Raw genomic sequence first — 20,185 nt, forward strand, 5'->3', positions numbered from 1 at the left:
CTTCCTCGGACCAATGCCGATTACGGCCTAACGCCCTCTTAAACAGATTGTTATATTTTTGAAAAATACTCTGAGATTAATTCTTTGTTTTCTAAATAGGCATCCAGCACTTGGTATAGAAAATACTCTTCATCTTTCTTGAACCCAAACGGGATCTTAGCGTTATCAATTTTGAAAGATTTTATTTTCTTATACCCTTTCTTATCAGGATTTGAAAGTCTTTCAGAATATTCGTCCAATGTATAAAGTATAAATTCATGATCTAAGTGTTTAATAAAGTATTCATCATCTAAAACGAAGTATTCCAAATGGATAACCTGAGTAACAACGTCCTGATTGACAACCTCAAAGTCTTCCATTGTCTCTTCAAATGTTAAACTTTGTTTTTCAATATCATGGCGCACCCATAAGTTGTTGTCATAATTATCGATTGTGTAAAACTTCGAAACCTCTGGTAAGTCTGATACATCAATTCTTAGAATGGAACCATATTCCATCTCTTCCATCATTGGAATGCATTCAGAAATATAATCAATTCTGAACGAGATGTTGGATAACAAATTTTTATCTATCAAACACTCAATTGAAGAAAGTAGTTTCTTTGGTAAAGGGATCCAAAAATACTTATCAATTCTTTTATCACGGATAGTTTGACTATCTTTATCATTGTGTATTTCAATGTTATCGTTGAGACTTAACAATTTGTATTTTGAAAACTGACTATCTGCTTCATCCAAATCAACATCAATATTCTTATACTCATCATAAAGATGGTATGAATATTTCATATCAAACATTTCAGAACGACTTTTAATACTCTTGTAATTATTATATATCAGTTCACACACCACTAATAAATGATAATTATCTTCTATATATACAGGGTCTTCTTCACCATGGATAAATTTGTATTCGTTATTGTAGACTTCTGAAATTCCAGAGAATTCAGAGTATTCTTTTTCAATGGAATCCAATAAATCATTGAAAGTTGTTATTTTAAGCTTTTCTTCAACCCTATCAATCATCGGCTTATAAAACCTAATAGCACGCTCTGATTCACCTAGGTCCTGGATTTTGTTAGAATGGCTCTTTTTTTCTAACTCATATTTTCTTGCATACAGTCTCATAACTTTCGATCTGAATGCATCACTGTCACAAGATTTTTTTATACTCGGTAATAGTTCCTCAGTGATGAAAGGGGATCTTTCAAGGAAAGCCCTAGTTAACCTCCCTGACATACAAAGCTCACTTTTACTTAAATCTAAGCTATCTAGTTTTTTAAACAATGCGTCCATGTGATCGCTTTACCCTCTTTGTTGCATGAAAAATATAACGCCCGCTTAAGGGGCAGCCAACGCTACGATTCACTTTCCGCATAACATCGTAACCACAAAAACCAACGCATGGTAAAAATGCCGCGCGTTGGCTGTCCCTCTTGAAGCGTTTGTTAGGTTTTTATTCACCCCACCAAGATGAGGTATCAAGCTTTAAACCTTCTGGAATTAACTGGAGATCTCTTAAATTCGATAACGGTGCCTGCAATGTAAAGTCATATGGATAGCTTTCACTCGAAGTTGCACCTATATCATTTTTCAAGTCCGAATTTGATCCCCATTGCAATTCACAGTGAGCAATACCAACACCAACTATCCATATGTGCTCACTGGATATTTTAGATACATGGAATGACTCAAGTTCACTGTAATCAACTACAGAATGAGTCGATAATATGTCAATTTCGTCAAACTTGTTTGAAATGAACTCCTCCACGATTGTAGAGTCAACCTCAGATTCAACATGTGAGATGATTTGACTTCTCATTTCTTCTACTAACACCAAAATATCGTTGACTATACGCATTACTGCTAGAGCTAACTCTTCACATTTGGAGTCACCAATATTGAAACGTTTTTCTCGCAAATGAGTATGCTCATTAAGTTCACGAAATAATTTGGTAAAAGTTTTTAATTTCTTTTGTACATAATTTCGGTCTTCTTCATCTAATTCAAGTAATTCAAATACTCTTTCATCACTAAAACCCCCTTGTATTGCATACTTTGCTCTTTGGGCTCTAGTTACGCCATTGTCAGTATTTGTTTCATTTCTATACCAACAGCATTTCAGAATATCTTCGTCCGAAGAGTACCTTGATAAAATGAGAGTAATAATTTCTCTCATTGTATAAGCAAAGTTGTTGAACCTAAGAGGGTTACCCTTATCACTTAGATTGTTGAGTGCTGCTTGGTATAAGTCTTTTTCAAAGCCAAAGGATAAGTGAGACAAGATTTTCTGGCTTTCCTCACTTGAACTCAGACTTTTATATATCTTGGTTCTTAATTGTACTGTTTTTGGCACAACTCCAAACTTTAGTCTTTGTTGTACCTTAGCCATTTTATTTCGAACTCTTCTTGAAACTAACGACATTTAATCCTCTAAACAATAAAATAGACAGCTATCGCTGACTTGAAACCTAACAGTGATTAGATGGAAGGCGGCATTAATCCGTTAGCAGAGCATTCCATATAACTCCGTAACATTTTCACAGCCGCCAAGTAAAAATTATCATTAAATCATAACGTTATCAGCTTTCTTCTCGTGCTGGGCGTATTCGCTTGACTTCCTCTTTTTGCGCCACCGTTACTACTGTGTGAAAAATCAGTGCTTAGCGCACTCTTGGCAAGCACCGCCAAAGCACGCCTGCGTGAGCGGGTCAGAAATCAGCATAAGGCTGTCACCATGTTGACTGGGCAGTCGTGGGCAACGTTCGCTTATCCATTCCATCCGGCATGGCTACCGCCCCTGAATTTCAGCCTCCAGTCTGCTGCGTTTAACCAATGGGGTGTGGCTGGCATGGCTCATGGGGTGACTCCGACGAGGCTCGTGTTGCCAATTGGCTATAGTACCGGCCCCTTGGCCAAGGGAAAGGGCGATGCGGGGATTTTCTGAGCCAGATCAAGCAATTAATAAATCGCGACCGGTTGGCGCTGCGAGTGGAAAGTGCGACCACTGTGTTGCTGGATAAAAAGTGTTGGCGGGTAAAGTGTCGGTGGGTAAAAGCACTGGCAGGTAAAAAACAAGAAGCCCCGGAACGGGGCTTCTTTTTGCTGGCCATGCCGCCACTGTGAACGGCTTGGGTGAGCGACTTGCTGGCGCGTTGGCCGGGCGCCGGAGCGGGCCTACTCTGCGGCCTTGTTGAGCCACTCGACCTTGTACTGGGCGCCTGCACCCTGCGCCAGCTTGGCGCACAGCGGTTTGAGGAAGGCTTCAATCTGCTCGTCCAGCATCCAGGGCGGGCTGATGATCAGCATACCTGAGCCGTTCATGCCCCAGTCGGCAGTCTGGCCGGCCACTTCCAGCTCGGCCACCAGGACGTTGCCGAAGTTCTCGCGCTTGATGGCGCGCAGCATGTCGCGGGATTTGTCCGCTTCCTGCCCGAGGATGGGATACCAGAGGGCGTAGATGCCGGTCGCCCAGCGTTTCTGCGCCTTTTTCAGGGTGTCGACCACGGCGAAGTAATCTTCCTTGAGCTCATAGGGCGGGTCGATCAGCACCAGCCCGCGGCGCGGGGTCGGTGGCAGCAGGGCGATCAGCCCCTCGAAGCCGTCGCGGTGGTGCACGGCGACGCGAGGGTCATAACCCATGTTGGCGCGCAGATCTTCGACCTCGTTGTTGTGCAGCTCCATCAGCGCCAGCTTGTCCTGCTCGCGGGTGAGGCGGCGGGAGAGCTCCGGTGAGCCGGGGTAGTAGTGCAGCTCGCCGTTCTGGTTCATCTCCTCGATAACACCCAGATAGGGGGCCATGGCAGACCACTGGGCCCGCTCGTCCCACAGGCGGCCGATGCCGTCGGCATACTCGGCCTTCTTCTGGGACCAGTCGCCGCGCAGGTCGTAGAGACCGCCACCGGCATGGGTGTCCAGCACGATGAAGGGTTTCTCCTTCTTCTTGAGGGACTCGATGATCAGGGCCTGAACGGCGTGTTTCAGCACGTCGGCATGGTTGCCGGCGTGAAAGGCGTGGCGGTAGCTCAGCATATTAGATCTCTGAGGGGGCCCTGCTGGGCACCCAGTAACGATAGATAGTTCAACAAATTGCGGCTGTTGCCGCGAAACAGGGAGAGGCTGCGCAGGGTCTGCAACAGGACGCCCTGTTGCAGCCGCTCCAGCTCCAGCTCGTGGGCCAGCATCGACTGATATTGCTGCTCGTCGAGTCGCGTCTTGGCGCTCTGGCGCAGGGCGCGCCACGGGGTCAGCACCGCCTCGGTTTGTACCAGCGCCGGTTGCAGGTCGGTGAGATCGACCACGATGCCGAGTTGATCGAGCCGGTGCAGCAGCAGTGCCAGATTGACGTTGCCCCCCTGCTCCTGCACGGTGAGCCAATCCTGGCTGCGCTCACCATAGACCTTGCCGCTCCAGTGCCAGAAGCCGATCGGCGTCGGCAATTCGTGGACCGCGACCCGCTCGCTGGCCATCAGCTGTTCGTCACGCAAAGAAGGCTTGCTCCATGGTTTCCAGCTCTTCGGAGAGGCTCATCCACTCCAGCTCCACCTCTTCCAGCTGCTCCTTGAGGGGGCCCTGGGATTTGAGCAGTTCGGAGAGCTTGTTCTTGGCGCTCTCTTCGTAGATAGCGGGGTCGGCCAGTTGGCTCTCGATGTCGCCAAGCTTGCCCTGCAGCTTCTCCATGCTCGCTTCGAGCTTTTCCAGCTTCTGGCGCAGGGGACGGGTTTGCTGGCGGAACTCCGCCTCGCGCCGCTTCTGATCCTTGCGCGCCACCGCCGAGTTGGCCGAGACGGGGCCATCCGCCGGTTTGGCGTTGGCCTCTTTCTCCTGCTCGCCGAGCCACTTGTGGTAATCGTCCAGATCGCCGTCGAACGGCTCGACCCGGCCACCGTGCACCAGATAGAAGTCATCTGTGGTGGTGCGCAGCAGGTGGCGGTCGTGGGAGACCACTACCATGGCCCCTTCGAAGCCTTGCAGCGCCATGGTCAGGGCGTGGCGCATCTCCAGATCCAGGTGGTTGGTCGGTTCATCCAGCAGCAGCAGGTTCGGCTTTTGCCAGGTGATCAGCGCCAGCACCAGCCGCGCTTTTTCACCGCCGGAGAAGGGGGCCACCTTGTCGAGCGCCTTGTCACCGTGAAAACCGAAGCTGCCCAGATAGTTGCGCAGCTCCTGCTCGGTCTTGTCCGGCGCGAGGCGGGCCAGATGATCGAGCGGGGAATCGTCGAGACGCAGGGTCTCCAGCTGATGCTGGGCGAAGTAACCGATGCTCACCCCGGCGCTCACTTCGAGCTTGCCGGAGAGCGGCGGGTTGGAGCCCGACAGCATCTTGATAAAGGTCGATTTACCGGCGCCGTTGCGACCGAGCAGACCGATGCGTGAACCCGGTACCAGATTGAGTTTGATCTTCTCGAGGATCACCTTGTCACCGTAACCGGCAGAGAGGTTCTCCATGGCGATGAGCGGGGTCGGCAGGGCCGACGGCTCGCGAAACTCGAAGCTGAATTCGGAATCGGCGTGTGCGGGCAGGAGCTTCTCCATCCGCTCCATGGCTTTCAGGCGGCTCTGGGCCTGACGGGCCTTGGAAGCCTTGTAGCGGAAGCGGTCCACATACGCCTGCATGTGGGACATCTCCCGCTGCTGCTTCTCGTACATCGACTGCTGCTGGGCCAGATGTTCGGCGCGCTGCAGTTCGAAGTCGGAGTAGCCGCCGGTGTATTCGTTGAGCTTGCCGTTCTCGATATGGATGATGCGGCTGATGACAGAATCGAGGAAATCGCGGTCGTGAGAGATGAGCACCAGCGTGCCCTGATAGCCCTTGAGCCACTTCTCCAGCCAGATTACCGCATCGAGATCCAGGTGGTTGGTCGGTTCATCGAGCAGCAGCAGATCGGAGCGGCAGAGCAGCGCCTGAGCGAGGTTCAGACGCATGCGCCAGCCACCGGAGAAGCTGCGCACCGGCGAGCTGAGCTGCTCGTCGCTGAAACCGAGGCCGTGCAGCAGTTCGGCGGCGCGGGCGCGAATGCTGTAGGCGCCTATGGTATCGAGGCGACCGTGCAGCTCGGCTACCAACAGGCCATTGTCATCCTGCTCGGCTTGCACCAGCTGGGCTTCCAGCGAGCGGAACTCCTTGTCGCCGTCGATCACGTAGTCGAGGGCGGAGCAGTCCAGCGCTGGGGTCTCCTGCGCGACGCCTGCAATCTGCCAACCGGCGGGCAGGCTGAAGGTGCCGCTGTCGATGGCCAGCTCGCCCCGTACCAGTGCAAAAAAGGTGGACTTGCCACAGCCGTTTTTGCCCACCAGACCCACTTTGTGGCCGGGGTGAATGGTGGCGGAGGCGTTGTCCAGCAGCTTGCGGCCGCCGCGGATCAGTTCGATTTGACTGGCAACTATCATGGGTGGGATCTGCTTGCTCAAAATGGAGGAGAAAAACTGGCGCGGATCTTACGTGAAATGACGCTGATTTGCACTGTAGCGAAGGGCTGGCCACTGGCTGGCGCTGCAAAAACATGCCATAACAGAGAAACCAGTTTGGTTACGGGAGGTTAGCATGCATATCAGGGATATTATGACGACCCGGGTCGCCACCGTTTCAATGGATGATCGACTCCGAGTCATCAGGGATATCTTCGAGCAGGCACACTTTCGCCACCTGCTGGTGCTGGAAGAGGAGGAGCTGGTAGGGGTCATCTCGGATCGGGATCTGTTCCGCGCCATCAGCCCCTATCTCGACTCCGAAGCCGAGATGAGCCGCGATACCGAAACCCTCAACAAGCGGGCCCACCAGATCATGAGTCGTCAGCTCGTCACCATCGCTCCCCATCTCACCGTGCGCGACGGCGTCAAGCTGATGTTGGAGAAGGGGGTCTCCTGCCTGCCGGTACTGGAGAATGGCGCCCTGGTCGGCATTATCAGCTGGAAAGATTTTCTCAAGGCGGCGCTGGAGAGTGATGCACTGGGCTGAGCCCGGGTACATAACAGTCATCTGTCACCGTAGCTGCTTGTGCCCGTCCTTGAGGGCCATAAGGGTACACGAAATGAATAGAGGGGAGCCAAGGCTCCCCTCTCTCTATGTGGTGGCTGGTGGCGCAGGTAAGTGCACCCCCTGCTGCTTCATCATGACTCCGGGGGCCCCTTGGCCAGGCTGGATGGGCCACTGCCGGAGAGGTGCGGCTGCAAGTGGGTGCGGATCTCCTGCAGAGTACGCTGGTACTGCTGGGCATGTTGATCCAGAAACGCAGGGCTGTGCTTGAGGCGCCGCTCCAGGGTATCGACCAGCAGCGCTACCTTAGGGGCAGCCATGCCCGTCGGCCAGCTGTGTTGCAGCAGTTCCAGCAATTGCCAGGCATCGCCGGGCAGGGCAGGGAACTCCTCCAGCAACTGCAAGCCGGCCTGCAGAGCCAGTTGATAATCACCTTTTTGTATCCCCTGATGGCGGGTCTGGCGCAAGCTGGTCAGGCGCTGCTCCCGCGTCGTCAACCGTTGGCCCAGTTCCGTTAGCAGATGGTGAAACAGTTTACGGGTCAGTGGGTGGGGCGCGACACGGTCACGGTAGTGTGCCAGTTGGGCGAGATAACGCTGGGCATGATGGGGCAGGCCACAAAACTGACAGACGGCAAAGCCCAACAACAGGGTGAGATGGTTCTCGCTCGCCTGGTTGGGTTGATGGTGGGCGATCAGGATCAACGCCTCGTCGAAGCAGTAATCCAGTCCCTGCATCAGTGCTTGCAGCAGCTCGTACTCCTGGGGAGGCAGGTTCACTGTTCGCTGCAGGTGGGTCCACTCCTGTTTCAGGGAGCGGATCCGGTTGCTGGACGGTGCATGCCACAGTACCGCCAGCATGGCATTGATCATGAAGTGGTCGATGGCCAACCGGACGCGCAGCTCACTGAAATAGTGAAGATTCAGGGTGCTGGCTTGTTCCAGTACCTTCCTCTCGTCTTGCTGTAACAGTCCCAGAATCATGGCCAGCTGATGCCAGCGTGGTTGATGAGGGCGGACTTGCTGCAGCTGCACCATGGTCTCCCAGGCTGCCTGCCACTGATGTTGGTGCAGCTGGCTGGCGAGTTGCAGCTCCAGTCGGGTGGCGGTCGGCAATATGGCCTGATGACGCTGCAAGTCAGTTTCGGCACTCTGCAGTTTGCCCAATCCCAACATGGCGTAAAACAGTCCGACCCTTGGCCAGCTTGCCCGATACTCGTTGGCGCAGAGGGCATAATGCTGAGCGGCAGTGAGCTGTTCGCTGGATTGCAGCAGCAGGTAGCCCTTGAACCGATCCAGCCAGGGGGCAAGGGGGCGGTTGTCCCGTTGATAGAGCAGGTCTTCACAGAGTGCGGTCGCCAGTTTCCACTCCCGCAGCAGGGCCGGAGGGGCGAGGGTGTGGGTCATTTTGCTCAGTTGTGCCAACTGCTTGAGCACAGTCGTGAGCTCTCCTGCCATGAAGGGGAGTGGCAGATGGAGGGAGAAGTAGAGGTCCGAGGGGAGAAAATCCTGCTCGTTCTGGTCCGCATCCAGCAACAACAGGACGCAGGCGGGTTGCAGCAGGCCGAGGTAGTGTGCCTCATGCAGCAGGCGGGCGCCGTCATGGCCCAGTTTTCTATTTTGCTGGCAGACAATGGCATCGAATGGCTGTTGTTGCAGCAGGGTGAGCAGACCGCTGCGTTCCTGACCCGGATGGCTGTGGTGGTGGATCCGTTCAGCAGGAATACCCTGTTCGGTCAGTTCTCTGGTGATGGCGCTACGGAGCAGGGGATCCTCTTCGAGCAGCAGTATCGTCATGCACGCGTCCTTTCAATACTCCACGAGTAGATCAGAGTAGACCCAAGAGGAACATAGCGACAACTCTGCGGAGGGAGGAAAAGTGACAGTAGTCAGCGCGGGAAGGGAGAGGGCACTATAGGTGGTTACCGGGAGCCATGTACCCCGGTGAGAAAGACACACTCTGTTTGACGGATCAGGTGTGAACCACTCCCTAGTTTCCCTTGCCAGCTGACTTCGAGCTTGCCGAGGCGGCCCAGATGGCGCAGCTCGAACTCGTAGCGCTGGCAGAGGTTGTCCTGGGGTAGGCTCGCCATCCCCGCTGGCAGTCGGTATTGATAGCGCAGGATTGGCCCATCCTCCAGCTTGCTGGTCATCGGTACCAGCCCCTCTGGTGTGGGCTGCTGCGCCCCGAGCGCACGGCGCAAACTGAGCGGCGCATCGATCGCCTTTTGATAGTGCAGGCCGTTCATCGCCGCCAGCTCCTCTTCCAGTCGTTGCAACTCCCCTTCCAGTCCATTGAGCGCGGCCCCCAGCTGTTGGTGGGTCGTTGACGAGGCGCAGCCACCCAACAACAGGGTGGCAAGCAGCAGGGCGGCTCTGATGGGGGGCACGGCATCTCCTTGGCAATGACGATGAAGCGTGAAGGTCAGGTCGGTTGGCCCTGACTATAGCAGGGGATTGCTGGGGGGCGTCCCCTGCAGCAGTTGCGCCAGACGGGCCAGCCCTTCGCCGACTCGGGCGTCGGTGGCGGGTTGGCTCAGGCTCAGGCGCACCCCTTGCGGAGCGGCAAACTGACCGGCAGCGAAGTGTTCCCCGCTCGCCACGCCAACGTCAAGGGCGTCGGCGGCGGCAGCAAACTGCTGGCTGCGCCAAGGCTCAGGCAGCGGTAGCCAGGCGTGCATGCTGCCAGGCTGCCAGCGGGCGGCAGGCAGCAGGTGGCGCAGCAGTTCGCCACGGCGTTTGAGGATCTCACGCTGCTGCTCGACCAGCGGCATGATCTGGCGCTGACTGACCATTTTGCAGGCGAGCTCGATCAGCAGCGGGCTCACCATCCAGCTCGACAGCCGCATGGTCTGGGCGAAGGCGCTGCGCAGGGCAGGGGGCGTCAGCACGAAGCCCACCCGCAGGCCGCCGCAGGCGATCTTGGCCAGACTGCCCAGATAGATGACCCGCTCCGGCGCCAGATTGACCAGAGGGATCACCGGTTGCTGGGGCAACAGGCCGTTGACGTCATCTTCGATGATCAGCAGATCGTGGTTACGGGCGATGGCGACGATTGCCTCCCGTCGCGCCAGACTCATGATGGCGGTGGTGGGGTTTTGCAGGGTCGGGGTGAGGTAGAGCAGCTTGGCCCGGCGGGTACGGCAGGCGGCGTCCAGCGCCTCGGGCAGCAGCCCCTCCTCGTCCATCGCCAGCCCCACCACCTGATTCTTCAGCTGGCGGGCATTGCCCAGCATACCGGGGTAGCTCAGCCCCTCGCACAGGATGGTTTCCCCCACGCAGCCGGTCGCCAGCAGCGCCAGCATGATGCCGTGCTGGGCGCCGTGGCTGAACAGCAGGCGATCCTCACTACAGGCCACCCCTTGCTCCGCCAGCCAGTTGACGAACTGCTGGCGCTGATCCGGTCGTCCCGCCTCCTTGTCGTAGCCGAGCAGGGCGTTGAGATCCCCGTCTGCCACTTCCCCCAGCATGGGGCGAATGATGGCCGCCCGATCCAGCTGTACCGGCAGGTTCTGCCACAGCTCGATGCGGTGCCCCTCCTCCTGGCGGATCACCCACTCATTGGCGGGATCCGTGTTCGCTCCCTTGACCCAGGTGCCGTGGCCCACCCGGGCGGCCAGCAGGCCGCGTCGCTCCGCCTCGCTGTAGGCGCGGGTGACGGTGCCGACGGTGACACCCAGACGATCCGCCAGGGATCTGTGGGTAGGCAATCGGGTCTGCGGTGGCAGCTCGCCATTCACGATCCCCTGTTCGATCGCTTTGACCAGCTTGAGGTAGAGGGGGCCATCGAAGGCCGCAAGGTCGGGCGTCCAGATTGTCATGGTGACAATAAATCCATTGATCCAAATTCATTGTCAATATAGCGTGAATTTCAACCTGATAACAACCAAATAGCACATATTGTATCGATACAATGTGGCAGGCAAGGAGTCACAATATGACGATGGAGTGGTATGTCACCCTGTTCGGTTTTGCCGTACTCACCTGCGGTACGCCGGGGCCCAACAACCTGATGCTGACGGCCTCCGGCGCCAACTTCGGGGTGCGTCGCACTCTGCCACATCTGCTCGGGGTGGGGCTGGGGCAGCCGGTGTTGCAACTGGTGCTGGCGCTGGGGCTTTATCCGCTGTTCGAGCGCTGGCCCCTGCTACGGCTCGGTTTGCAGATCTTCGGCAGCCTCTATCTGCTGTGGTTGGCGTGGCGTATCGCGGTGGCCGGGGCGCCGGGGGATCCGGCCCGTAGGGCCCGTCCGCTGACCATGCTGGAGGGGCTGGGCTTTCAGTTCCTAAACCCCAAGGCGTGGATGATGGGGATCTCCGCCATCAGTCTGTTCAGCCTGCCCGGCGCCAGTTACTGGTCGAGTCAGCTGGCGGTGATGGTCATGTTTGTGCTGGTGGCCCTGCCGGTCTGCTTTGTCTGGGTACTGTTCGGCCATCAGCTGAGCAACTGGATCAGCTCGGATCGGGGCTGGCGGCGACTCAACGGTTCTCTCGGTCTGCTGACGGCGCTCTGCGTGGTGATGCTCTGGTATTGAGCCGTGCTGCGCTGATGGGGGAGGTGGCCGAGAAAGAGGCATTTCTGACTTGTCGCCAAGGGGTTGGCTCTGCATATTAGAAGGCTTTCCCCATAACGGGGGCGTTGTATCGACAAGAGGTTGAGATGGATCTGAACTGGTTACTGCCCCTGGCGGGGTTTGCCCTGGTTACCTGCGGCACGCCGGGGCCCAACAATATGTTGCTCACCAGCGCCGGGGCGGCGCAGGGTTTTCGCCGCACGATTCCCCTGCTGGTTGGGGTGGTCGGGGGGATCAATCTGATGATCCTCGCTACCGCGCTGGGGCTTGGCGTGGTGTTCGAGAAGGTGCCGCTGCTGCACGACGGCCTCAAGCTTATCGGTTCGGCGTATCTGCTCTGGCTGGCGTGGAAGGTGGCGACCGCCAGCGGCCCGGCCGAGGGCAACCGGCCGCTCATTCCCGCCCATCAGGGGGCCATGCTGCAACTGCTCAACCCCAAGGCGTGGATGATGGCGCTCTCCGCCATCAGCGGTTTCACTCTGGCGGGGGAGGCTTACTGGCCCTCCGCGCTCTGGGTGTTGGTGATCTTCTTTATTACCGGCCTCTACACAGGGGCGTTCTGGGTGCTTTTTGGTGCCCAGGTGCGGCAAATCATTCGCACCGCCCAGGGTTGGCGGCGTTTCAATCTGGGCATGGGGCTGGCGACGGCCGCCTGTGTCGGGATGATCTGGATTTAGCCCGGGGTTGACCCGGGCCTTTACCGGCTGTCTTGTTGGCCCTGCGGGGCCTTTTTTATCTCGCCCGCGTGACCTTGCCTGCAAGGTTGCGTGGTTCTGCCCTCCCTTGGGATGAAAGGAGTTCATATGAAATGTATCGGTCTGCTGGGTGGCATGAGCTGGGAGTCCACCGTCAGTTATTATCAGGCGCTCAATCGCGGGGTGCGGGCACAGCTCGGTGGTTTGCACTCGGCGCGGGTGCTGCTCAATAGCGTCGACTTTGCCGGTATCGAGCGGTTGCAGCATGCCGGTGACTGGCCCGCTACCGCCCGTCAGCTGGCGGCGGAGGCGCGCAAGTTGCAGGATGGCGGCGCCGATTTCTTGCTGATCGGCACCAACACCATGCACAAGGTCGCCCCCGAGATTGAGGCGGCCATCGATATCCCGCTGCTCCATATCGCCGATGCTACCGCGGCCAAATTGCAGGCGGACGGGATAACCCGGGTCGGCCTGCTCGGCACTCGCTTCACCATGGAGCAGGATTTTTACAAGGGGCGCTTGCAGGAGCGCTTCGGGTTGGCGGTGCTGGTACCCGATGAGGCCGGGCGGGAGCGGGTACACAGGATCATCTATGACGAGCTCTGTCTGGGGGAGAGCCGTGAATCATCGCGGGCCGAGTATCTGGCGATTATCGAGGGGCTGGCGGCCGCGGGTGCCGAGGCGGTGATCCTCGGTTGTACCGAGATTGCCCTGCTGGTGGGGGATGCCCGGGCGGCGGTGCCGCTCTACGACACCACTGCCATCCATGCCGAAGCGGCGGTCGCGCTGGCACTGGCAGCTGATTAATAAACTGGTCAGATCTCACTATTCATGCTTGTCTCATACCCCTTGCCATAAAAGCGTGTAAAATTGCGCCCTGAATTTTCCCCGGCCAACGCGGGTTGGCTGCGGTTTCCTAGCATGCAAGGCTGACATTGTGACTGAAGTAGATAGATTCGCGGATATTCGCCCCTACCGCGATGAAGAAGTGCCGGCAGCCATCGAACGGCTGATCCAGGATGATGAATTTATCGGCGCCATCGCCAAGTATCGTTTCGGTTCCCTGATGAGCTGGCTGGGTTGGGCCATCCGCCCGATGATCCGCCTGTTCCTGCGCCGCAAATGGTCAAAAGTGACCACAGTGCATCAGGTCCAGATGGGGGTCACCCGGTACATGTCCCGCATGATCGCCACCTCCACCAAGGGGGTGACCTTCTCCGGGATCGAGCATCTTAAGAAAGAGCAGGGCTATCTGTTTGTCTCCAACCACAGAGACATCGCTATGGATCCGGCGTTCGTCAACTGGGGGCTGCACACCCACGGTTTCGATACCGTGCGCATCGCCATCGGTGACAACCTGCTGCGCAAACCCTGTGCCACCGAGCTGATGAAGCTCAACAAGAGCTTTATCGTCAAACGCTCCGCCAAGGGGCCGCGGGAGATGATGAAGGCGCTCGGCGAGCTGTCTGCCTATATTGGCAACTCGGTCCACGAAGGTCACTCCATCTGGATTGCCCAGAAGGAAGGGCGCGCCAAGAATGGCGATGACAAGACAGATCCGGCCATCCTCAAGATGTTCTACGTCGACGGCAAGAAGCAGAAGATCGACTTCGTCGACTACATGCGCAGCCTCAATATCGTGCCGGTCAGCATCAGCTACGAGCTGGACCCTACCGACAAGGCGAAGGCGCGCGAGCTCTACGAGAAGTCGGTCAACGGCAGCTACGAGAAGGGCGAGTTCGAGGATATCGAGAGTATCGTCGCCGGTATCGTCGGCATGAAGGGGCGGGTACACGTCTCCTTCGGCGCGCCGATCACCGAGGGCTTCAGCGATCCGGACGAACTGGCCGCGCTGATCGACAAGGCGATCTGGAGCAGTTACCACCTATTCCCCAGCAACTATCTGGCGGCCGATGTTTCCGGCAAGGCCAATACCATCGAACAGGCGGCCTTCCTGACCCGTCAGTCAGAGGTGCCGGAAGAGCACAAGGCGATCTGGCGGGCCATGTACGCCAAACCGGTGGAAAACGCCAAAAAGGCTTGAATGAAACCGGTTGTTAAACGGTTTTGCGAAAAAAACGGGCGCTGATGCGCCCGTTTTTGCGTCTGGTCAAAGTCGAGGGGGAAAGGGTGGTGAATAATATGGTTTCAGCTGGTACGATCACTATGAAAATGGGATTATGTCTCTTGGCAAGGTGCTGACGAGTGTGTAACAGTGCCCATATAGCTGAACATGAGCAAAAGCTCTAAACCGGTTTGCACGGATTGCAGACGGCATTATTGAAGGACCTGTCACAGGTCCTTTTTCATTGGCTGGCAAAGATGCCGCTCAGATATACCTAACAGGAAACAGACGCCATGATCACCGGTAGCCTGAACACCCTGCAGCGGACGCCGCTGCCCGCCCCGCTGGCCCATATCATGGCCGAGGTGGTGAAGAGCGTGGCTCACTGGGGTGACGCTCCGCTCGGCAAGACCGAGATCGATGGTCTCAACCTGTTCTGTCTGGTGAGCGAAGATCTGACCGAGCCAGCCGCGGATCGCCGTGGCGAATTCCATCAGCAGTATCTCGATATCCAGTTGCTGCTGCGCGGTGAAGAGTGGATTGGTGTGGGCCCCCACGACTATGTGAGCGACGGCGCCGACCATCCCCATCCCGACCTCTGGTTTGTCGATGACGAGCAGACCAGCTATCTGGCGCTGCAACCTGGCGATTTCGCCATCTTCTGGCCGGGCGAGCTGCACCGCCCGCTCTGTACCTTCAACCAGCCCGCCAAGGTGAAGAAGCTGGTGGTCAAGGTACACAAGGATCTGTTGGCTATCGCCTGAGCATTCCCATTGAGGCGAGCCCTGCGCAGCTGATGCGTTGAGACTCGCAAGCATTGAAACCAGTGATACGCACCACAAGTTGCGATGACTCTTTCAAGAGCAAGAATTGAAAAATTGGACGCACCCTCCTGCGACCATAAGCCCCCGGCAGGGGAATCCCATCCTCTTTTGGATGACACGACACTGTCGGCATAAAGCCGAAGCACAGGAAGATGTAGAAAATGAGCAAGTTGGTATTGATCCTTAACTGCGGTAGCTCTTCCCTGAAATTTGCCGTAATGGACGCCGAAACAGGTGAGGACATGCTGTCCGGCCTGGCCGAATGCTTCAATCTGGATGATGCACGTATCAAATGGAAACTCCACGGGGTCAAGGGCGAAGCCATGCTGGGAGCGGGTGCCGCTCACCAGGAGGCCCTCGACCATATCGTGGGTCACATCCTGCCGCAGGATCCGACTCTTGCCGAGCAACTGGTGGCCATCGGTCACCGAATCGTACACGGTGGCGAGCAGTTCTCCCGCTCCGTGCGCATTGATGACGGCGTGATCGCCGGTATCGAAGCCGCCATTCCGTTCGCCCCGCTGCACAACCCGGCCCACCTCATCGGTATTCGCGCCGCGCTGAAAGTGTTCCCGCAGCTGTCCGAGAAGAACGTGGCCGTGTTCGACACCGCCTTCCACCAGACTCTGCCGCAAGAGGCATACCTGTATGCGCTGCCGCACAAGCTCTACCGCGAACACGGCATCCGTCGTTACGGTGCCCACGGTACTTCTCACCGCTACATCGCGGAAGAAGCCGCAAAAGAGCTGGGCAAGCCGTTGAATGAACTGAACATCATCAACTGCCACCTGGGTAACGGTGCCTCTGTCTGCGCCATCAAGAACGGCGAATCCGTTGACACCTCCATGGGTCTGACTCCTCTGGAAGGTCTGGCGATGGGTACCCGCTCCGGTGATATCGATCCGGCCGTGGTCTTCTTCATGCACGACCAGCTCGGTTACAGCGTTGAGCAGATCAACCACACCCTGACCCGTGAGTCCGGTCTGTTGGGGATGACCGAAGCGAGCAGCGATTGCCGCTACGTCACCACCAACTACGCCACCGACGCCGGTGCCAAGCGCGCGCTGGATGTCTTCACCTACCGTGTGGCCAAGTATGTCGGTGCCTACGCCGCTGCGATGGACGGTCGTCTGGACGCCGTGGTCTTCACCGGCGGTATCGGTGAGAACGCCGCCATGGTGCGCGAGATGGTGCTGAACCGCCTGGCTCTGTTCGGCTTCAAGGTGGACAAAGAGGCCAACAACGCCGCGGTACTGGGTGGCGAAGGTCGCATCACCACCGCCGACAGCCGTTGCGCCATGGTGATCCCGACCAACGAAGAGCTGGTCATCGCTCGCGATGCCCTGAGCCTGGTCTGCTAAGTCAGCCTCGCTTTGAAACAACGCCCGGCCTGTGCCGGGCGTTGTCATTTCTGGCGTACGCCGATTTGACATGGGGGAGGGGAGCGGTACCCTGACCACCACTGTTTTTGCAGCCAGCGGGCTGCCCGGTTCGGGAGAGAGCAATGAAAGAGGCGTTTTTTAACTGGTTGTCGGGCCTTGGGGTGGAGGTGACCAGCCTGATGGCGCTGGTGATCGCACTGGGCTTTATCGTCATCACCTCGTTGCTGCTGCACATGGCGCTGCACCGGGTACTGCTGGTCCGGCTGGTGGGGATCCTCGGCAAGGCCAAGCAGGTGTGGCTGCCGCCCCAGCTGCAACAGCGCCTCTTCAACCGGCTCGCCTTTGTGCTGCAGGGGGCCGTGCTGCTCGGTCAGGCGGAGATCTGGCTACCCCGCCAATCGGATAGCCTCAAGCTTATCGAGATGGTGGCCCAGCTCTGGATTTTGCTGTTCCTGCTGCTGGCCTTCTTCGCCCTGCTCGACTGCCTGTTGTCGGTGAGCCGTTACACCCGCCTTGGCCGGGATTTGCCCCTGCGCGGCATCTTCCAGGGGGCCAAGTTGGTAGGCAGCATTCTGGTGGGCATCCTGATGATCGCCCTGCTGCTCGGCAAGTCGCCGCTGTTCCTGTTCAGCGGTCTGGGTGCCATGACCGCAGTGCTGATGCTGGTATTCAAGGACCCCATCCTCGGGCTGGTGGCGGGGATTCAGCTCTCCGCCAACCGGATGCTGAGTGTCGGTGACTGGCTGCAGATGGACAAGTATGGCGCCGATGGTGAGGTGACCGACATCGGGCTTACCACGGTCAAGGTGTCGAACTGGGACAAGACCATCACCACTATTCCCACCTATGCCCTGATCTCCGACTCTTTCAAGAACTGGCAGGGGATGACCGAGTCGGGCGGCCGCCGCATCAAGCGCAGCGTCAATATCGACATGACCAGTGTGCGTTTTCTGACGGCCGAGGAGCAGTTGCAGCTCAAGCAGGCCCAACTGCTGGCACCCTATCTGAGCCGCAAGGAGCAGGAGCTGAGTGCCTACAACCAGCAGCTGAGCGATGCCCTGAGCTGCCCCATCAACGGTCGTCACCTCACCAACCTCGGCACCCTGCGCGCCTATCTGGATGCCTACCTGCGTGCCCACCCCGGTATTCGCAAGGACATGACCCTGATGGTGCGCCAGCTGGCACCCACGTCAGACGGTCTGCCGCTGGAAATTTACTGCTTTACCGCGACAACGGCATGGGCCGATTACGAAGGGATCCAGGCCGATATTTTCGACCATATCTTCGCCATCATTGAGCAATTTCATCTGCGGTTGCACCAATCTCCCACAGGTTACGATATGCGTGCCTGGCAACGGGGATAAACAGGGAAACCGGGCGGGTCGGGGACGTGGAAAAAACCGCATATTAATCATCGACCCGTCGCCACTTGTCAGTTGAAATTTGCCGTGCAGAGGAGAAAAATGGCGGCCTTCTCTTCGCGCCCCTGATCCCCTCTTGATCAGCTGCCAGCCCAGAGACGTCACTTCAAGTCATCATCATGGGAAAGTTATGAAGCTCCTTCGCAATAGTGTGGCAACACTCTGCTACAGCCTGCTGCTGACCGCTGCGCCGGTTTTCGCTGTTGAATATGCTCTGCCTGCGGCCAACAGCCGTCTGGTAGGGGAAAATCTGGAATATGTGGTTCCGGCCGAAGAGAACGGCCAGCCGCTGGAGGCCATTGCGGCCAAATTCCAGCTGGGGCTCACCAACATGACCGAAGCCAACCCCGATGCGGATCCCCTGCTGGTTCAGACCGGCGAGAAGCTGGTGATCCCCCAGCAACTGATCCTGCCGGATGCACCCCGTGAAGGGATCGTGCTGAACGTGGCCGAGATGCGACTCTACTACTACCCCAAGGGTAAAAAAGTGGTGGAAGTGCTGCCCATCGGCATCGGCCAGCTCGGCACCGATACTCCGGAAAACTGGGTGACCAGCGTGCAGCGCAAGAAAGCGGGCCCGACCTGGACCCCGACCGCCAAGATGCATGCCGAATACGCCGCCCGTGGCGAGAGCCTGCCTGCGGTATGGCCAGCCGGCCCGGACAACCCTATGGGTCTGTTTGCCCTCTACATCGGCAAGATGTACGCCATCCACGGTACCAACGCCAACTTCGGCATCGGCCTGCGGGTGAGCCACGGCTGTGTGCGTCTGCGCAACGACGACATCGCCTATCTGTTCAAGCAGGTACCGGTCGGTACCCGCGTCCAGTTCGTCAACCAGCCGATCAAGGCCTCTCTCGAGCCCAACGGCGTCCGCTATCTGGAAGTGCATCAGCCGCTGTCGCGCAGCGAAGAAGAGTTCAACTCCAAGCTGCCGGCACCGCTGCCGATGACTCCGGCGGTGACCCGCTTCATTGCCCACGCCGACAGCGACTCCCAACTGGTGAAGCAGGCGCTGGAGCAGCGCAACGGCATGCCGATGGCGATCAACCGCTAACGGCAAATCCCCGTCATGAAAAAGGGCGAACAGCATGCTGTTCGCCCTTTGTGTTTCTGCTGTGCTGACTCAGCTTCGCAGCAGATTTGCCTGCAGCTCGCTGCCGAGCTGATCGAGCAGCTGATAGCGCGCCTTGTAGCTGGCCCGCTTGCGGGAGGGGATCTCCTCCAGCGTCTTGCGGGGCACCTCTAGCGGCAGGCTCATCCAGAGTTCATCCTGCACGCTGCCCTGATGCTCCTGCCACAAGCCGTCGAGGTCGAACTTGACCCGATCGGCGGTGCGCTTGCTGCTCTGATAGACGTGGCTTTGGGTGCGGATCCCGAGCAGGCTCTTGCACGCCAGCCCCCGGGCCAGCTCGGCGGCCATATAGACCAGCAGGGACATGGGGCGCAGCCCGCCGCACGCCTTGGTGACCTGCTTGATCTCCTCGCTCTGCCCCTTGCCGCCCTGCAGCGAGCAGATCTCGAGGGTCGGGTTCGGCGCGGGGCGCAGATTGAGGGCCATGTAATAGAGCGCCGCGTCACCCAGCTTGAGGGTCAGGCTCATCTCCCCCTCTTTGCCCATGTGGGTTTGGTAATCCAGTTGCAGGGTCAGCGGTGCCGTCAGCTTGTCGCTCTGCCACTGGGCCAGCAGCAGGCCGCGCCCGCTGTAGATTGCCAGTTGTTGCGCCTTGGGCAGCTGACGTGCCAGCTGCTGGTAGTGGCCGCTGATAAGCCCGGCTCGCAGGCGCTTGCGGAGCCCCTTGTGGCGATAGGGGTGGATCGGCTTTTCCAGAATATCGGGGAAGCGGCTGATCGCCTGCGCCAGCAGCGGTTGCTCCTGCTGCTGGCGATAGAGTGCGCGGGCGCCGGGATTGAGCCAGAGACGCCCCACATACTTGGCCCGTCGGATGAGATGACCCGACTCCTCCACCGGATGAAGGCGGCGGGCGAGGGTTCGCAGGTGTGACAGATGAGATGACATGGTGCCGACCTCTGACTGGTGTGATGAGACAGGGCGGGGAGTGTAGGAGCGGGGCGCTGGCTTGTAAAAAAATGGATAGTAACAAAATGTGAAAACATAACGCTCAATAGCCGCCGTTGCGGCGATATGGCAGCCACGGCCACGGCAGGAAATCTGGCGCCATCCTCTTGATGTGGCAGATGATTTGATGCGCAAAGGTTTTTATTGTGTTTTGTGTTTGTTAAAAGTGGT

At 57.6% G+C, this 20,185-nt stretch carries 18 protein-coding genes; 9 read left to right on the forward strand and 9 right to left on the reverse strand.

Annotated features, from left to right (window positions below; all coding sequences use genetic code 11):
- Positions 1-50: 50 nt before the first annotated feature.
- From G5229_RS16310 to G5229_RS16330, 5 genes are all read right to left on the reverse strand, one after another.
- Complete coding sequence (locus tag G5229_RS16310; protein WP_021229526.1) at positions 51-1,295, reverse strand: hypothetical protein; 1,245 nt, start codon at positions 1,293-1,295, stop codon at positions 51-53.
- A gap of 160 nt (positions 1,296-1,455) precedes the next feature.
- Entirely contained in the window at positions 1,456-2,424 is a 969-nt protein-coding gene (locus G5229_RS16315) for a hypothetical protein (protein ID WP_421209661.1), read from the reverse strand.
- Positions 2,425-3,176: 752 nt separating this feature from the next.
- A complete protein-coding gene (locus G5229_RS16320; RefSeq protein WP_236351583.1) occupies positions 3,177-4,031 on the reverse strand; it encodes a 23S rRNA (adenine(2030)-N(6))-methyltransferase RlmJ in 855 nt (284 codons plus the stop codon).
- The gene (locus tag G5229_RS16325; protein WP_005343337.1) at positions 4,025-4,486 is read right to left on the reverse strand and encodes a DUF2390 domain-containing protein; all 462 of its coding nucleotides are present in this window, start codon (positions 4,484-4,486) and stop codon (positions 4,025-4,027) included. The genes G5229_RS16320 and G5229_RS16325 overlap by 7 nt, the downstream gene beginning before the upstream one ends.
- Positions 4,479-6,389, reverse strand: coding sequence for an ABC transporter ATP-binding protein (locus G5229_RS16330; protein ID WP_421209663.1), 1,911 nt, complete (start codon positions 6,387-6,389; stop codon positions 4,479-4,481). Before G5229_RS16330 ends, G5229_RS16325 begins: the two co-directional genes overlap by 8 nt.
- Positions 6,390-6,543: 154 nt before the next feature.
- Here G5229_RS16330 and G5229_RS16335 point away from each other — a divergent pair, with 154 nt between their 5' ends.
- Entirely contained in the window at positions 6,544-6,957 is a 414-nt protein-coding gene (locus G5229_RS16335; RefSeq protein WP_227341361.1) for a CBS domain-containing protein, read from the forward strand.
- Between the two features lie 152 nt (positions 6,958-7,109).
- On the opposite strand, the gene G5229_RS16340 is transcribed toward G5229_RS16335, so the two are convergent.
- The 3 genes from G5229_RS16340 to G5229_RS16350 form a co-directional block, all read right to left on the reverse strand.
- Positions 7,110-8,771, reverse strand: a complete 1,662-nt coding sequence (locus G5229_RS16340) for a hypothetical protein (RefSeq protein ID WP_216952011.1) — start codon at positions 8,769-8,771, stop codon at positions 7,110-7,112.
- A gap of 125 nt (positions 8,772-8,896) precedes the next feature.
- Positions 8,897-9,364 (reverse strand): hypothetical protein, encoded by a 468-nt coding sequence (locus G5229_RS16345; protein ID WP_421209665.1) that lies wholly within the window; start codon positions 9,362-9,364, stop codon positions 8,897-8,899.
- A gap of 54 nt (positions 9,365-9,418) precedes the next feature.
- On the reverse strand, positions 9,419-10,795 hold the full coding sequence (locus G5229_RS16350; protein ID WP_421209667.1) for a PLP-dependent aminotransferase family protein: 1,377 nt from the start codon (positions 10,793-10,795) through the stop codon (positions 9,419-9,421).
- Positions 10,796-10,911: 116 nt separating this feature from the next.
- Between G5229_RS16350 and G5229_RS16355 the strand changes: the two genes are divergently transcribed.
- The 8 genes from G5229_RS16355 to G5229_RS16390 all read left to right on the forward strand — a co-directional run bounded on the left by G5229_RS16355 (position 10,912) and on the right by G5229_RS16390 (position 18,991).
- Entirely contained in the window at positions 10,912-11,508 is a 597-nt protein-coding gene (locus G5229_RS16355) for a LysE family translocator (RefSeq protein WP_005335536.1), read from the forward strand.
- A 125-nt stretch (positions 11,509-11,633) separates the two neighbouring features.
- Positions 11,634-12,224 (forward strand): LysE family translocator, encoded by a 591-nt coding sequence (locus tag G5229_RS16360; RefSeq protein ID WP_124928593.1) that lies wholly within the window; start codon positions 11,634-11,636, stop codon positions 12,222-12,224.
- A 126-nt stretch (positions 12,225-12,350) separates the two neighbouring features.
- Positions 12,351-13,049, forward strand: coding sequence for an aspartate/glutamate racemase family protein (locus G5229_RS16365; protein ID WP_421209670.1), 699 nt, complete (start codon positions 12,351-12,353; stop codon positions 13,047-13,049).
- A 130-nt stretch (positions 13,050-13,179) separates the two neighbouring features.
- Positions 13,180-14,286: a 1-acyl-sn-glycerol-3-phosphate acyltransferase gene (locus G5229_RS16370; RefSeq protein WP_005362790.1), complete on the forward strand. Its 1,107-nt coding sequence runs from the start codon at positions 13,180-13,182 to the stop codon at positions 14,284-14,286.
- A gap of 314 nt (positions 14,287-14,600) precedes the next feature.
- A complete protein-coding gene (locus tag G5229_RS16375) occupies positions 14,601-15,071 on the forward strand; it encodes a YhcH/YjgK/YiaL family protein (protein WP_124928596.1) in 471 nt (156 codons plus the stop codon).
- Positions 15,072-15,292: 221 nt separating this feature from the next.
- Positions 15,293-16,492, forward strand: coding sequence for an acetate kinase (locus G5229_RS16380; RefSeq protein WP_005354534.1), 1,200 nt, complete (start codon positions 15,293-15,295; stop codon positions 16,490-16,492).
- A 143-nt stretch (positions 16,493-16,635) separates the two neighbouring features.
- Entirely contained in the window at positions 16,636-17,877 is a 1,242-nt protein-coding gene (locus G5229_RS16385) for a mechanosensitive ion channel family protein (protein ID WP_005335524.1), read from the forward strand.
- Positions 17,878-18,064: 187 nt separating this feature from the next.
- Positions 18,065-18,991 carry a L,D-transpeptidase family protein gene (locus G5229_RS16390; protein WP_005354531.1) on the forward strand — a complete coding sequence of 309 codons (927 nt, stop codon included), beginning with the start codon at positions 18,065-18,067 and terminating at the stop codon, positions 18,989-18,991.
- Between the two features lie 69 nt (positions 18,992-19,060).
- Here G5229_RS16390 and G5229_RS16395 read toward each other — a convergent pair whose 3' ends face one another.
- On the reverse strand, positions 19,061-19,954 hold the full coding sequence (locus G5229_RS16395) for a VirK/YbjX family protein (RefSeq protein WP_100652902.1): 894 nt from the start codon (positions 19,952-19,954) through the stop codon (positions 19,061-19,063).
- Between the last annotated feature and the right edge of the window lie 231 nt (positions 19,955-20,185).

The organism is Aeromonas sp. 602396 (assembly GCF_049173735.1).
Taxonomy (GTDB): domain Bacteria; phylum Pseudomonadota; class Gammaproteobacteria; order Enterobacterales; family Aeromonadaceae; genus Aeromonas; species Aeromonas veronii_A.